Annotated in this window: 12 protein-coding genes and 1 pseudogene; 7 read left to right on the top strand and 6 right to left on the bottom strand. The window is 45.3% G+C overall.

Annotation, left to right across the window (positions count from 1 at the left end; genetic code table 11):
• Positions 1-2: 2 nt before the first annotated feature.
• A complete protein-coding gene (locus L1076_RS26175) occupies positions 3-926 on the bottom strand; it encodes a D-2-hydroxyacid dehydrogenase (RefSeq protein ID WP_237304772.1) in 924 nt (307 codons plus the stop codon).
• Positions 927-992: 66 nt separating this feature from the next.
• Between L1076_RS26175 and L1076_RS26170 the strand changes: the two genes are divergently transcribed.
• Positions 993-1,580, top strand: coding sequence for a DUF416 family protein (locus L1076_RS26170; RefSeq protein ID WP_039976388.1), 588 nt, complete (start codon positions 993-995; stop codon positions 1,578-1,580).
• Positions 1,581-1,660: 80 nt separating this feature from the next.
• Here the strand turns inward: L1076_RS26170 and L1076_RS26165 are convergent, their stop codons facing one another.
• A complete protein-coding gene (locus L1076_RS26165) occupies positions 1,661-2,794 on the bottom strand; it encodes a hemolysin family protein (RefSeq protein WP_038873409.1) in 1,134 nt (377 codons plus the stop codon).
• Between the two features lie 253 nt (positions 2,795-3,047).
• Here L1076_RS26165 and hupA point away from each other — a divergent pair, with 253 nt between their 5' ends.
• A complete protein-coding gene (hupA, locus tag L1076_RS26160; protein WP_005433627.1) occupies positions 3,048-3,320 on the top strand; it encodes a nucleoid-associated protein HU-alpha in 273 nt (90 codons plus the stop codon).
• 39 nt (positions 3,321-3,359) lie between these two features.
• Positions 3,360-4,058 carry a DUF1481 domain-containing protein gene (locus L1076_RS26155; RefSeq protein WP_237304770.1) on the top strand — a complete coding sequence of 233 codons (699 nt, stop codon included), beginning with the start codon at positions 3,360-3,362 and terminating at the stop codon, positions 4,056-4,058.
• Positions 4,059-4,143: 85 nt separating this feature from the next.
• Here the strand turns inward: L1076_RS26155 and purD are convergent, their stop codons facing one another.
• From purD to L1076_RS26140, 3 genes and pseudogenes are all read right to left on the bottom strand, one after another.
• Positions 4,144-5,433: a phosphoribosylamine--glycine ligase gene (gene purD, locus L1076_RS26150; protein ID WP_038873403.1), complete on the bottom strand. Its 1,290-nt coding sequence runs from the start codon at positions 5,431-5,433 to the stop codon at positions 4,144-4,146.
• A gap of 118 nt (positions 5,434-5,551) precedes the next feature.
• Entirely contained in the window at positions 5,552-7,144 is a 1,593-nt protein-coding gene (purH, locus tag L1076_RS26145; protein WP_038882075.1) for a bifunctional phosphoribosylaminoimidazolecarboxamide formyltransferase/IMP cyclohydrolase, read from the bottom strand.
• Between the two features lie 143 nt (positions 7,145-7,287).
• Positions 7,288-7,362, bottom strand: a pseudogene (locus L1076_RS26140) (phosphoribosylamine--glycine ligase); the annotation flags it as partial.
• A gap of 49 nt (positions 7,363-7,411) precedes the next feature.
• Here L1076_RS26140 and zntR point away from each other — a divergent pair.
• From zntR to L1076_RS26120, 4 genes are all read left to right on the top strand, one after another.
• Positions 7,412-7,810 carry a Zn(2+)-responsive transcriptional regulator gene (zntR, locus tag L1076_RS26135; protein ID WP_038873397.1) on the top strand — a complete coding sequence of 133 codons (399 nt, stop codon included), beginning with the start codon at positions 7,412-7,414 and terminating at the stop codon, positions 7,808-7,810.
• Between the two features lie 163 nt (positions 7,811-7,973).
• A complete protein-coding gene (gene cadC, locus L1076_RS26130; RefSeq protein ID WP_039976384.1) occupies positions 7,974-9,545 on the top strand; it encodes a lysine decarboxylation/transport transcriptional activator CadC in 1,572 nt (523 codons plus the stop codon).
• 746 nt (positions 9,546-10,291) lie between these two features.
• Positions 10,292-11,635 (top strand): cadaverine/lysine antiporter, encoded by a 1,344-nt coding sequence (cadB, locus tag L1076_RS26125; RefSeq protein WP_017821792.1) that lies wholly within the window; start codon positions 10,292-10,294, stop codon positions 11,633-11,635.
• Positions 11,636-11,751: 116 nt separating this feature from the next.
• The gene (locus L1076_RS26120) at positions 11,752-13,887 is read left to right on the top strand and encodes a lysine decarboxylase CadA (protein WP_038881794.1); all 2,136 of its coding nucleotides are present in this window, start codon (positions 11,752-11,754) and stop codon (positions 13,885-13,887) included.
• Between the two features lie 289 nt (positions 13,888-14,176).
• Here L1076_RS26120 and adhP read toward each other — a convergent pair whose 3' ends face one another.
• Entirely contained in the window at positions 14,177-15,193 is a 1,017-nt protein-coding gene (adhP, locus tag L1076_RS26115) for an alcohol dehydrogenase AdhP (protein ID WP_237304768.1), read from the bottom strand.
• Positions 15,194-15,484: the final 291 nt, after the last annotated feature.

Below are 15,484 nucleotides of genomic sequence, written 5' to 3'. Positions count from 1 at the left end.
GGTTAATACCCTTTGTCGAAATCAACCTGATTATTTAGAGAGAAACCGTCCCTCCAACTCAAGTAGTTGTCTGCAAAAATGTTGACCACCTGCTCAGGAAAACTTAAAGCCGCGATGTGAGGAGTGATGGTTACTTGCGGAAGTTTCCAAAACGGATGTTGTGGTGAAAGTGGCTCTTGTTCAAACACATCGAGAAAGGCATGTTCGACCCAGCGATTCTTTAGAGCGAGCAACAGACCTACATCATCAATCACATCGCCTCTTCCAACATTAAATAGCAATGCCTGATTAAGATGGCTTAACACTTCACTGTTGAGTAAACGTTGCGTTTCTGGCGTGCTCGGCAGCGTATTTACTACGATATCCGCTTGGTGAAAGGCACTGGCGAGTTCATTGATATGAAAAGTTTGATTGAATTCACCGCCAGAAGTGGGGATACCAGTACGATTGATTCCTATGGCTTTCATGCCCATCAGTTGTGCCGTTTTACCCAAATGACTGCCGATACTGCCGGTGCCGAGAATCACCATGGTTTTGCTTTGTAGCGAGGTATACAGATGCGGCTGCCATTGTTTGGCCTGTTGCTGCTGGTGGTATTGCATGAAGTGACGGAAGTGAGTAATGCTGTAACCAATCACGTACTCGGCAATCAATGGACCAAAAATACCGCGAACATTAGTCAAGGTATAATCCCGGCGCAGATTCGGCATCATCAAAGTATTCACCCCAGCAAATGTTGATTGCACCCACTCAAGCTGTGAAAACTCGTCTAACCTTTGTGATAGTAATGGTGGATCCGCCAGTACGATCTGAGCATCTTGAGGTTTGTTTGTGATGGCAAGATCGGGCAGATTTTTGTCCGCTAGTAATGTTTCGTAGGTGTCGCGATGCTCCGAGAGCAGGAAAATCTGATTTGGATGCTGCATTAACTTTTTTCCCTGTGATGAATCAAGTACACTTTCGCTGATTTTTTCTTCAATGATTGAGTGACTATGCTTAAGAATCCTCTTCAGGTTCGTTTGGAAAAACTAGAACCTTGGCAACAAATTACCTTCATGGCGTGCCTGTGTGAACGCATGTATCCAAACTATGCGATGTTTTGTGAGAATACAGAATTTGCTGAGCCACGTGCTTACCGAGCGATTCTTGATAGTGTATGGGAAATTCTGACGGTTAAGAACGCGAAAATTAACTTCGAACGTCAATTAGAGAAGTTAGAAGAGTTGTTCCCAAGTGCAGATGAATTCGATTTTTACGGTGTTTATCCAGCGATGGATGCTTGTCAGAGCTTGTCGACACTGCTGCATGGTCTGTTGGATCGCGACTACCTTTTCGATTCAATGCTTAAAGTGAGCCAACAGTCGGTACAAACTGTTGCTGACCTAGAACAAGCACAAGGTTCAGAGCCAATCACAAACGACAACCAAAAAGAAAATGAAGCCGTGTGTGAAGAGTGGGATGTTCAGTGGGCGATCTTCCGTCCACTGCGTGAAGCGGTAGAGCGTGACATCAGCTTGATTAAAGATTTGCGTGAAGAGCTGCGCGAAGAAGCCGTGAGCAACATCGGCATTGCACTTTAATTGTTGAATAGATAAAACAAAGGCATCCATGGTGGATGCCTTTTTAATTTGTGCGTTCGAGCTGTTATGCCCAATGCTGATTACGATTCTTTAGAGTCTGGTTTGGTTGGCTCTTGAGCTTCTGGCTCTTTGTCCTGTTTCTCCAGTTGTTCCTCTTCTTCATCGTCGTCACGGCTTTCAATCACGCCGTGCTTCTCTTTCCAGTTTTCCCAGCGTTGATAAGCTAGCTCTTGCATGTCTGTGCTCTTATCCGCTTCGTCGATGATCTCTTCACCCAATAGGTGCTCAAAGATATCTTCAAGTGTCACTAGACCTTGAATTGTGCCGTACTCATCGACAACTAAAGCCAGTTGTAGACGGTGGCTCATCATCTGGTCGAACACTTTAGGTAAAGTGGTATTGTTTAGCACGACTTGAATAGGACGCATAACGGCACCAAGTTGCTTTTCACCACTGCCAGATTGTTGCAGCTTGAACAGTTCTAAGCGGTGTACGAAGCCAACAATATTGTCCGTTTGTTCACTGTAAACCAGAGGGCGAGAGAACGGTGTTTCTTTGTGTTTATCAAGAAACTCATTAATCGACATCGTAGCATCCACACGGAACACGACTGGGCGAGGTGTCATGACTTGAGTCACGGGTACATCTTGAATACCAAGTAGGTTACTCAGAATTTTTGATTCGCCTTCTGCGAACTCGCCACTTTCTCTTGCAAGAATCGCCATTGCGGATAATTCATCACGCATCTTTGGTGCTTCGTGGTTGCGTGCTAAACGCTTTGTAATCTGCTCTGAGAACCACACGAATGGTGTCAGTGCCCAAACCATCCAACGCAGCGATACGGCTGCTGCAGGCGCTAATTGACGCCAGTAGGTTGCACCAATCGTTTTAGGTACGATCTCTGAAAGTACAAGAATCGCTAAAGTCAGAACCGCAGAGAAGATACCAAGTGCTTCGCTACCAAACACAACTGCCGCTTGTGCACCTGCCGTTGCTGCACCAATAGTATGAGCAATAGTGTTTAACGTCAGGATTGAAGCCAATGGACGGTCGATGTCCGACTTCAGTTTTTCTAGCTGAGCTGAAGCAGGGTGCCCCTGTTGTCTGAGCTGTGCAATGTAGCTCGGACTGATACTCAGTAGTACCGCCTCCAGCACCGAACAGATAAACGAAACGCCGATAGCAATAGAGATATAAATGGATAACAGCAGCATAGTTGCCCTTGAATGTAATGTGATAGTTGGTCTTTGCAGAGATTATAACCGCAAAAGTGCCTTATAAATCGGTCTTATTGCATTAGAAAGCAAGAGCTTTCATCGTGCAAGTAGTAACAAATTGTGAGTTATTACTCATATTATGGCTAAAACTACGTCAGAAAATCGAAAGATCGCTTACAAACCTTTGCCAGATGGGGCATTTATGTTTTAGAGTGAGTTGAATTCGATAACATATGAGAAGGGAAACCTAATGAACAAGACCCAATTAATCGACTTTATCGCAGAGAAAGCAGATCTATCTAAAGCACAAGCTAAAGCTGCTCTTGAAGCAACTCTTGAGGGTGTAACAGGCGCTCTTAAAGAGGGTGACCAAGTTCAACTAATTGGTTTTGGTACATTCAAAGTGAACCACCGCGCTGCACGTACTGGTCGTAACCCTAAGACTGGTGACGAGATTCAAATCGCAGCGGCTAACGTACCTGCATTTGTAGCAGGTAAAGCGCTGAAAGAATCAGTAAACTAAGTTAAAATGCACCGAGGTATTCTGCCTCGGTGCAATTTCATGAAAAAACATCTACTCACTTCACTCCTCCTATCTAGCCTGACTCTTTTTGGCTGTGCTTCTGTAGAAACCCCAAACCTCGAACAATTTACTCATTTCTCTGGCGGGAAAATCATGGGGGATGCCACCAGTTTATACTGGATGACTGAGCGTCTTACGCGTGTCAGCAAGGCAGCAGACTATGTCACCATGGGTGATTACGGCTCGTATCAGAGTGATTATCGTTGGGATGACGATGAGCTCAGAGAGTTGATTCGAAAAGGTGAGCAACTCGATGCCAAACAAGGATTGGTGCCTTTTCAAATCCACATTCGATTCAATAAAGATGGTGATGCGATTTATCAGCAATACCGTGTGAACGGGAAAGTGCTACCTTTACAGCGAGATCAACTCGAACGATATAAGAAAGAAGCAAATGACGTGGTGGCTTCGATCAAGAAACAATCCCGAGATGGTAAGAGCCTAATCCAGGGTTATTGGGATGGGGAAACATTCGAAACCTGCAAAGGGCGAGAGTTTGCTACATTGGAATTTAACCAGACCCTGCCTAAGTTTGTGATAGATAGGTTAGCTTCAGTGGACAGTTACATTGCATTCATCGGCAAGGAGTCTCGCAGTACGGCAACCGTCGATGAATTGCTGATGCTCAATGATGATGATTTTGATTGCGTATCACGACCAAAGTTGATCTTGGAATAAACGTAGCTTCGAAATCTCTCGATAAAAACATAATAAAAAAGGCGCTGAATGCGCCTTTTGTCTTTTTAGCCAACTGAAGTTGTTTTTATTTTTCTTGCTCACGTGCAATTGCACGGTAGCCGATATCGTTGCGATGGAATACACCATCCCAACTGATTGGTTTCGCAAGCTCATAAGCGCGTTGCTGTGCTTCTGATACGCTATTGCCAAGCGCGGTCGCACAAAGAACACGGCCACCGTTTGTAACGATGTCGCCATCTTTGTTATCTGTACCGGCATGGAAGACTTTCTCGCCTTCAATTTCAACTTGAGGTAGACCAGAAATGATATCGCCTTTGTTGTAAGCCGCTGGGTAGCCGCCGGCCGCTAGCACGATACCGATAGAGGCGCGAGGATCCCAATTTGATTCGACTTGGTCCAATTTTTCGTCGATTGCTGCAAGGCACAGTTCAACAAGATCCGATTCCATACGCATCATGATAGGTTGCGTCTCAGGATCACCGAAGCGGCAGTTGTACTCGATCACTTTTGGAGTGCCATCTGCATCGATCATCAGACCCGCGTATAAGAAACCAGTGTAAGGGTTACCTTCAGAAGCCATACCACGTACCGTTGGGTAAATCACTTCTTCCATAATGCGGTTGTGGATTTCCTGTGTCACCACTGGAGCTGGAGAGTATGCACCCATGCCACCGGTGTTAGGACCAGTATCTTTGTCGCCTACGCGTTTATGGTCTTGGCTGGTGGCCATTGGTAAGACGTTCTCACCATCGACCATAACGATGAAGCTTGCTTCTTCACCATCTAGGAATTCTTCGATAACCACGCGGCTGCCTGCATCACCAAATGCGTTGCCTGCTAGCATGTCTTTGATTGCGTCTTCAGCTTCTTCCAGTGTCATCGCTACAATCACGCCTTTACCAGCAGCAAGACCGTCAGCTTTCACAACAATCGGCGCACCTTGTTCACGAACGTAAGCAAGTGCTGGCTCGATTTCAGTGAAGTTCGCGTATGCACCCGTTGGGATTTGGTGACGAGCAAGGAAATCTTTAGTAAACGCTTTAGATCCTTCAAGCTGCGCTGCTGCTTGTGTCGGGCCGAAGATTGGCAGACCGGCTTCTCGGAAAGCATCCACAACACCGATAACCAGTGGCGCTTCAGGACCAACAATGGTTAGCTCAATCGCTTTCTCTTTTGCAAAAGCAACCAACCCAGCGATGTCTTCTACTGCGATGTTTACGTTCTCTAGTTTAGGCTCTAGTGCTGTACCTGCGTTACCTGGAGCCACGAAGATAGTCTCAACATTTGGGTTTTGTGCCGCTTTCCAACCTAGTGCGTGTTCACGACCACCTGAACCAATGATAAGAATATTCATAATATTTCCTTTGATTTCGCTCCTCCCCTTATTAAGGGGAGGTTGGGAGGGGTAAGTCGTGTGCGTACAACAGACCCCCTCTAACTCCCCCTTGGTAAAGGGGAAGACCAAAAACTAATTAGTGGCGGAAGTGACGCATGCCCGTAAAGATCATCGCCATGCCGTGTTCGTCTGCCGCTGCGATAACTTCGTCATCACGCATAGAACCACCCGGTTGGATAACACACTTGATGCCCGCTTCTGCAGCTGCGTCGATACCGTCACGGAATGGGAAGAATGCATCTGATGCCATTACACAACCTTCAACCTGTAAACCTTCGTCTGCAGCTTTGATGCCTGCGATTTTCGCCGAGTAAACGCGGCTCATTTGGCCGGCGCCTACACCGATAGTCATGTCGCCTTTCGAGTAAACGATTGCGTTAGATTTCACGTACTTCGCTACTTTCCAGCAGAACAGCGCATCTTTTAGCTCTTCAGCGGTTGGTTGACGCTTAGAAACTACTTTAAGGTCATCTTCAGACACCATACCTTGGTCGCGGTCTTGGACCAGTAGGCCGCCATTAACGCGTTTCACGTCAAAGCCAGTTGTCTTAGTTGTCCACTCACCACACTCAAGTAGGCGAAGGTTTTTCTTAGCAGCTACGATTTCTACTGCTTCAGCAGAAACAGAAGGAGCAATGATAACTTCAACGAATTGGCGCTCAGTGATAGCCGTTGCTGTTGCAGCGTCTAGTTCACGGTTGAATGCGATGATGCCGCCAAATGCAGACGTTGGGTCTGTTTTGAACGCACGGTCGTAAGCTTCTAGGATATCTTCACCTAGTGCTACACCACATGGGTTAGCGTGCTTAACGATCACACATGCTGGCTCGTCGAACTCTTTCACACACTCAAGTGCTGCATCTGTGTCAGCGATGTTGTTGTAAGAAAGGGCTTTACCTTGGATTTGGCGAGCAGTAGAAACTGATGCTTCTTCAGGGTTTGCTTCAACGTAGAATGCTGCTGCTTGGTGGCTGTTCTCACCGTAGCGCATGTCTTGTTTTTTCTCGAACTGTTGGTTGAACGTACGAGGGAATTTGCTCTCTTCATCACCTTCTTTGTTCTCACCGTAAGATGGAACCATAGTGCCGAAGTAGTTAGCGATCATGCCGTCGTAAGAAGCTGTGTGCTCGAATGCTGCGATAGCTAGGTCGAAGCGAGTCTCTAGTGTTAGAGATTTTTCGTTCGCGTCCATTTCAGCGATAACACGGTCGTAGTCATGAGCGTTAACAACGATAGTTACGTCTTTGTGGTTTTTCGCTGCAGAGCGAACCATTGTTGGACCACCGATGTCGATGTTCTCAACAGCGTCAGCAAGCGTACAGCCTTCTTTAGCAACGGTTTCTGCGAATGGGTATAGGTTTACAACAACCATATCGATAGGGTTGATACCGTGAGTTTCCATCACGTCATCGTCTTGGCCGCGACGGCCTAGAACACCACCATGAACTTTTGGATGCAGAGTCTTAACACGGCCGTCCATCATTTCTGGGAAACCAGTGTAGTCAGATACTTCTGTAACAGAGATGCCTTTTTCAGCAAGCAGGCGAGCAGTGCCACCAGTAGATAGGATATCGACACCGCGCTCAGCAAGAGCTTGTGCAAACTCAACAATACCTGTTTTGTCTGATACGCTGATAAGCGCACGGCGAATAGGGCGAGCGTTGTTCATGCTTCCATTTTCCTCAAATTCACGGAGTTAAAGATGTTTGCCAAAAATGAACTTGTTTCCACCTCTTAGGGTAAAATATTGGCCAGTTTTGGTAAAAACCTTTGCAGGGTGTTTTCTTATCAAGAAAACAGTCTCCACTATTTGATGGCGCGTATTCTAACCAATTTATTACAAAAAAGCTCGCGCAATCGTTTGGCATCTCAAAAATAATTGTAAAAACCTCGTGCTTTCGCTTAAAAAGTAACGAGATAGTTAATAAGGGAAGTTATGTTTCAGATAGGTGAACTGGCGAAACGCTGTGGTGTGACTGCCGATACATTGCGTTTCTACGAAAAAAATGCGTTGATTAAACCCGCAGGACGAAGTGAATCAGGCTATCGCTTATATAATGAAGAGAACCAAAAGCAGGTACGTTTCATTCTTAAAGCGAAAGAGCTTGGTTTAAGTTTGGAAGAAATCAAAGAGCTGCTAGGGATCAAATTAGAAGCGACAGAACACAGTTGTGCTGAGGTGAAAGCCATTACTTCTGCAAAGTTAACTTTAATTGATGAGAAGATTGCTGAACTCAGCAAAATCCGTACGGCTTTGAAGAAGATAAATGACGCTTGCTGCGGGCATAACAATGATGATGCCAGCCATTGCTCGATCTTGGCAGCCCTTGAATAGTCTCATTTTTGCGTCATTTAACTTAAGTTTGCATTTTTGGCGGCTTGCTTTTCTAGGTTCAAGCCGCTTTCCCACCTATAATCTCGCCTTTAGTCGACCGTAAGAATTGTAGTCCCCCTATTCCTAAAGCGACGCTGTCTATCAGATACGAGAGTTTTCATACATGGTTGGAGTCTATTTTCAAATCAATGATTGGGTTTTGAGCGTTGATGAAAATAAGCTGTATCGACAAGACAGGGAAGTTACCGTTGAACCACGCTTAATTAATCTGCTGCATTTCCTTGCTGAACACGCGAGTGAAGTTTTCAATCGCGAAGAGCTGATCCAATATGTTTGGGCTGGTGCGATTGTGACGGATCAAGTCGTCACTCAATCGATTTTTGAATTGCGTAAGCTACTGCGTGATGGTCGAGAAGAAAACATCAGCTACGTGATCACTGTGCCTAAGCGCGGTTACAAGCTGGTGGCGAATGTGGCACCGCTATCGCATGATGAGTTTCTTGCTGCTCGTCATTGTGGCACTGATGAACTTCCTCCTGTCATTGACGATATGGAAGAAGAAGCATCTGAACTTCCCGCTCCGGCTATGACATTTCCAGCAGGTCCTTTAACTCGCGCTGTATGCGAGATGTCGAAAGAGAAAAAAGCACCGCGTAAACCCAACAAAATTAGCCCTTGGCGTTTAGGCTTTATGAACTTCATCTGGATCAGTATCTTGGTGGTCGTGATGGGGGTGTTTACTTATAAGCAATCGGAAGTGCGTATTACACAAGCCATTGATACCCACCTTATCGAGTTTAAGTTCCAAGATGATTTCAATAAAGGCGGGTTGAGTTACGACTTGGCCGACGGCTTTGCTCAGAAACTCATGGCAGATATCGCTCAGGTGAGTGATTACCGAGTGATGCTCAAGAAGGCGTCATTCACTAATGGTATTGTTCCGGGCAAATCGGTGGTGGTGCGAGTTCGAGAGAATGGTGGTGGCAGCTTCTTAGAAGTGGAATACCGCAATAACTCTTCAGAAAAGGTGTTGTTCAGCCGTCAATATGCTTTAACTAGCAGCCATTTAAAAACCGTTTTGCAGCAAGCCTCTTTGGATTTGATGCGAGTGCTTAAAGTACCTGATGCAAAACTCAAATCAAAAGTGCTGGTGGCAGGAATGCCAATGAACCCAGACGCGCTTGAGTTATTCGTTCAAGCCAACCATTATTTGAATGTATCAGACTCCGACCAATTCCAGCACGGCATTGACCTTATGGAGAAGATTCTAGAGATTGAACCGGACAATGCTTATGTGCAATCGGAATTGCTAATAGCTTACCATGTGCAAAAAGCGCTAGATCCTGCTTTGGAATTAAGAAAGGGAAGAGTACAACAGTTAAGTGATAAGCTAGAAGCGAACGCGAAGATGATGGTCGGTCCAATTCAGCCTCGTATCTACGAAGCCTTGGCTTTGCATGAAACCATTATTGGGGATGTTGAACTAGCGAAACGTCATTTGAATCAAGCGCTAGAGGTGAGAGACTCGGTTTTGTCTTACGTGATTCGAGGCAAACATGCTGAATTGGATGGTGATTTGGATTGGGCAAGTGAGTCCTATAGCGAAGCCTTCTATATTGATACATCCGTAGAGACCTACTTACTGTGTGAGAACTTGGTTTTTCCAAGTAACATGAAGGCGATTGATTACGCCATGTATCGCGCAGTTCACCCTTCTGTAGTGCGTATGCTGTAATAAACCAGCTCTTGATGAGTAAGATACTTAGCCCTTCATTTCGGTGAGGGGCTTTTTTATATCTGCTTTTCTTGCCTCTATTTCTACTAATAGTGCTTGCTATAGAAGAGGAGAGGGCTTTTCATTCTCTATTCTCTATTCTCTATTCTCTATTCTCACCACCTTGGCATTCTGCTTCTTACTTCTTACTTCTTACTTCTTACTTCCTGTCTTAGTGCCGCTTCATATCGAACTTTTTGGGTTTCGGTCTTAGCCTTGCATATTTAAAACCGGTCACGAAAACGCAGTTGTTTATGCGTAATAACGCTTGTACTTATGCATCGTTGAGTAAAAGAGGAGGGGAAGTTTGATGTAAGTCAATTGGTCAATAAGGGTAGGAAAAGTCTGCATCAACAGTTTGGGTAATCAGGATAGGGATAGCTTGATGTTGATAGCGGTTGATAAGGTTGATGGAAAATTTGTTGAGGTTGATGTTTTTACCTTTTCGACATGATCGCTTTAGTTTTTTATCTTAAGTTACTGTATATGCAAGTTTTATTTTTTTTAGTTTATCAGGTTTATCTCAACTTTATACCGATGGGCTAATTGTTTTATTGATAACCCCAAGTTTATTTTTTTCCCAGTTTTTGGGCGTAGTCTTCACTTCGAAATTTAGCGAGGTCGAGCAGGTTCTTCCTCATAGCATCTCGCTAATAACCATTCAGTTTGAGTCATGTTGACTCGAGTAGAATAGATTTGGAGATGTTATGTCATCGAATGCGAAAAAAATCGGCCTTATTGCCTGTACGGGTGTCGTAGCCGGTAACATGATGGGTAGTGGTATCGCACTATTACCTTCTAGTCTTGCCTCTGTAGGCTCTGTTTCAATCTTCAGTTGGCTGATCTGTTTGGTCGGTGCACTGAGTCTGGCGTTCGTTTACGCTCGTCTGGCAACCAAAAACCCACAAGAAGGTGGTCCTATCGCTTATGCTGGCGAAGTGTCTCCGGTATTTGGTTTCCAAACGGGCGTTCTTTATTACCACGCGAACTGGATTGGTAACCTGGCTATTGCCATTACAGGTGTTTCTTACCTTTCAGTATTCTTCCCTGTGCTCAATAACCCAATCCCAGCAGGTATTGCGACGATTGCATCGGTATGGATCTTCACTTTCGTCAACCTACTTGGTGGTAGCTGGGTAAGCCGTCTATGTACGCTTGGTCTAGTTCTTATCCTTATCCCAGTTGTTGGTACAGCTGCATTTGGTTGGACGCACTTCGATACTGCGCTTTACAGCCAAAACTGGAACGTATCAGCAGGTACTGACAGCCACGCGGTAGTAACAGCGGTTCTTATCTGTCTATGGTCATTCGTAGGTGTGGAATCAGCAGCGGTATCGACTGGTATGGTAGAAAATCCTAAACGCACTGTACCACTAGCAACTATGTTAGGTACTGGTATCGCGGGTGTGATTTACATCCTCTCAACTCAAATGATCAGCGGCATGTTCCCTGCGTCAGAAGTTGCGGCATCAGGTGCGCCATTTGCACTAGCAACCACTGAGCTATTCGGTAGCTGGACAGCACCATTCGTATCAGCATTCACAGCGCTAGCATGTTTCACTTCGCTAGGTTCTTGGATGATGCTAGTAGGTGAAGCGGGTAAACGCGCTGCAAGCGATGGTAACTTCCCTAAAATCTACGGTGAAACTGACAAAAACGGTGTGCCTAAGAAAGGTCTAATCCTTGCGTCAATCAAGATGACTGCACTGATGGTTGTACTGATGTTCTTCAGCTCTAAAACAGCACACGCATCAGACCTATTCAACCAGCTAACAACTGACGCAGTGCTACTAACTATGCTGCCTTACTTCTACTCAAGCATTAACTTGATCCGCTTCGAAGGTATGACAACACGTAACGGCTTCGTAATGCTGTTCTCTGGTGTGGCTTGTCTGTTCTGCTTCATCGCACTAGCGGGTGCAGAGGGCGGTACGCTAACAGCAACCTTCATCGTTTCTCTAGTTATCTTGATGTTCTACAGCAAAAAAGCAGGTCTTGCTCAGTACGTGAAAATGCATGCTGACGACATGCCTGCCCAAGCAAGCAACTAATCCCCAAACGCTGGCACTACGGCGCCAGCCCATAAACCCCAAATTCACGCGGCGCTCACCTTACTCATTGCCTGTAAATGGCAAAGAGCGCCCTCATTCGCCTTGGAGATGTCCAAATGAATATATTCGCTATCTTGAACCACATGGGTGTGTTCTTTAAAGAAGAGCCAGTTCGTCAACTTCACGCTGCTCTTGAGAAAGCGGGCTACGAAGTGGTTTACCCAGTAGATGATAAAGACTTGATCAAAATGATTGAGATGAACCCACGCATTTGCGGCGTGCTGTTCGACTGGGATAAATACTCACTAGAGCTATGTGAACGAATCAGCCAAATCAACGAAAAACTACCTGTTCACGCATTTGCTAACGAACAGTCTACTCTAGACATTTCACTAACAGACCTACGTCTAAACGTGAGCTTCTTCGAGTACGCTTTGGGTATGGCTGACGACATCGCTATCAAAATCAACCAAGCGACTGAGGCATACAAAGATGCCATCATGCCTCCATTCACTAAAGCACTATTCAAATACGTAGAAGAAGGTAAATACACCTTCTGTACTCCAGGTCACATGGGTGGTACTGCATTCCAGAAAAGCCCTGCTGGTAGCATCTTCTACGATTTTTACGGTCCAAACACATTTAAAGCGGACGTATCAATCTCAATGCCTGAGCTAGGTTCTCTACTAGACCACTCAGGTCCACATAAAGATGCAGAAGAATACATCGCACGCACATTCAATGCAGACAGCTCGTACATCGTAACTAACGGTACGTCTACATCGAACAAAATCGTTGGTATGTACTCAGCACCTGCGGGCAGCACAGTACTGATTGACCGTAACTGTCACAAATCTCTGACTCACCTAATGATGATGAGCGACGTGACACCAATCTACTTCCGCCCAACTCGTAACGCATACGGTATCCTTGGTGGTATTCCACAAAGCGAATTCAGCCGCGATGTCATTGCAGAGAAAGTGGCGAAAACACCAGGTGCAACAGCACCAACTTACGCGGTAGTGACTAACTCAACTTACGATGGCTTGTTGTACAACACACAATTCATCAAAGAGTCGCTAGATTGTAAACACATCCACTTCGACAGTGCTTGGGTGCCTTACACTAACTTCAACCCAATTTACGAAGGTAAATGTGGTATGAGTGGTGAAGCGATGCCAGGCAAAGTGTTCTACGAAACACAATCAACACACAAACTGTTGGCAGCGTTCTCACAAGCTTCAATGATTCACGTGAAAGGTGACTTTGATAAAGAATCTTTCAACGAAGCATTCATGATGCACACTTCAACTTCACCTCAGTACGGCATTGTTGCTTCTACTGAAACTGCAGCGGCAATGATGCGCGGCAACACTGGTAAGAAGTTGATGCAAGACTCTATCGATCGCGCAATCCGCTTCCGTAAAGAGATCAAACGCCTAGAAGCAGAAAGCGACAGCTGGTTCTTCGATGTATGGCAACCAGAAAGCATCGATACCACAGAATGTTGGAAACTAGACCCTAGCGACACATGGCACGGCTTCAAGAACATGGATGACAACCACATGTATCTTGACCCAATCAAAGTAACGCTACTGACTCCGGGGATGAACAAAGAAGGCGAACTAGAAGAATCAGGCATTCCTGCTTCGCTGGTGGCTAAATTCCTAGATGAGCGCGGCATCGTGGTAGAGAAAACAGGTCCATACAACTTGTTGTTCCTATTCTCAATCGGTATCGACAAATCAAAAGCAATGCAATTGCTACGCGGTCTAACTGAATTTAAACGTGGCTACGACTTGAACCTAACCATCAAGAGCTTCCTACCTTCGCTATACAACGAAGACCCAAGCTTCTATGAAGGCATGCGCGTTCAAGAACTAGCACAAGCAATTCATGACCTAACTAAGAAATACAACCTACCAGAGCTAATGTACAAAGCGTTCGATGTACTTCCAGAAATGAAAGTAACACCACACGCAGCATGGCAAGAAGAGCTTCGTGGCAACATCGAAGAAATCAAACTGGAAGAAATGGTTGGCCGCGTAAGTGCGAACATGATCCTTCCTTACCCTCCAGGTGTGCCACTAGTACTTCCTGGTGAAATGGTGACTCAAGAGTCGCGCCCTGTGCTGGACTTCCTAGAGATGCTTTGTGAGATCGGTGCGCATTACCCAGGTTTCGAAACCGACATCCACGGTCTATACCAACAAAAAGATGGTAGCTACACCGTAAAAGTATTGAAGAACTAAGTTCCTCTCGAAGATGACGCCATTGGGAATGCAAGCATGCTCCACTCTTACGAGCTCAATGCGTCATCGAACAATAACGACATTTAGATATACCCCTAACTAATCTGTCGTAAAGAGAAGGGCAAGGATGCTCTGATCTTTTCTTCCATATATAGAAGAAACAATTTTCCAAGACTTCACCTGAAGTACCCCAAATAAAAAGCAAAGACCAAAAGAGCAGCATGAAAGTGCCGCTCTTTTTTGCTGTCTATATAGAAGTATATATAGAGGAAAGATACCAACAGCCAAATCAGGCGAACTCCATTACGATACGGCCATTAATTTCACCTTTCTCCATGTCAGCAAAGATGTCATTGATATCTTCAAGCTGTTTGACTTCAGTAATCGCCCTTACCTTTCCATCTGCGGCGAACTGTAAGCACTCTTGCAAGTCTTTGCGTGTGCCGACAATAGAGCCAATGACCTTCACTCCATTAAGAACAGTATCAAAGATAGGGATTGGCATTTCTTCTGGTGGTAAGCCGACAAGCACACATGCACCGCCGCGACGTATAGAGTGATAAGCCTCTTGGAATGCTGGCTTGGATACCGCAGTACACACAACACCGTGTACGCCGCCATTGGTTATGGCTCTAATACGCTCAGAAGGCTTTTCTTTCATAAAGTCGATGGTGTGTTGCGCACCTAAACTTTTAGCTAGCGCGAGTTTCTCGTCACCAGTATCTACAGCAATAACATTCATGCCCATTGCTGCTGCATATTGAATGGCTAAATGACCTAAACCACCTGCACCGACAATTGCCACCCATTGACCTGGTTTTACATCTGTTACTTTGAGTGCCTTATAAGTGGTAACGCCGGCACAGAAGAGGGGAGCTGCATCGACATAGCTTAAGCCCTTTGGAATTTTCACTACGTAATCACCGTGAGCAAGACAGAACTCAGCATAGCCGCCATCAACGGAATAACCAGCGTTATGTTGATCTAAACAAAGTGTCTCTTGCCCTTCCAAGCAATAGTCGCAATGACCACACGCACTATATAGCCAAGGCACGCCAACACGATCACCAGCTTTAAGATGGTGTATCTCACTACCGACCTCGACTATTTCTCCCACTCCCTCATGGCCAGGTACGAGAGGCATCTTAGGTTTCACAGGCCAATCGCCGTGGCAAGCGTGTAAATCGGTATGACAAACCCCGCAGGCATGAACTTTGACGAGTACATCACGCGGCTTAACGTTAGGTAGAGGAATGTCTTGAATGATGAGTGGACCTTTAAATTCACTAACAACTGCGGCTTTCATGTGTATCTCTCCATTTAATGATAACGATAATCATTCTTGATCGATATGTGATAGAGTGCAGTGATCTGAATCAAAAATCGATTTTTAGCTAAATAGACCCTAGTCGAAACAAGTTAATAGCTAAGAAAAAGAGGTTTATTTAAGAGAGGTGATGTCGAAACTAGGGTAGTTTCAGAAAGAAGAACATAGTAATGCCTCTTCTATTAAGGCTTGGTGCCCCTAAATTTTAGCTAAATAGGGCTCAAAGTGTCTTGTATCTATACGATCTGTTCATTGTTTGTTCGGTTGAAG

This window comes from Vibrio sp. MMG023, from assembly GCF_021654215.1.
GTDB lineage: Bacteria > Pseudomonadota > Gammaproteobacteria > Enterobacterales > Vibrionaceae > Vibrio > Vibrio jasicida.
Note: the sequence above shows the minus strand (reverse complement) of the source record. Positions and strands in the feature narration are given on the sequence as shown.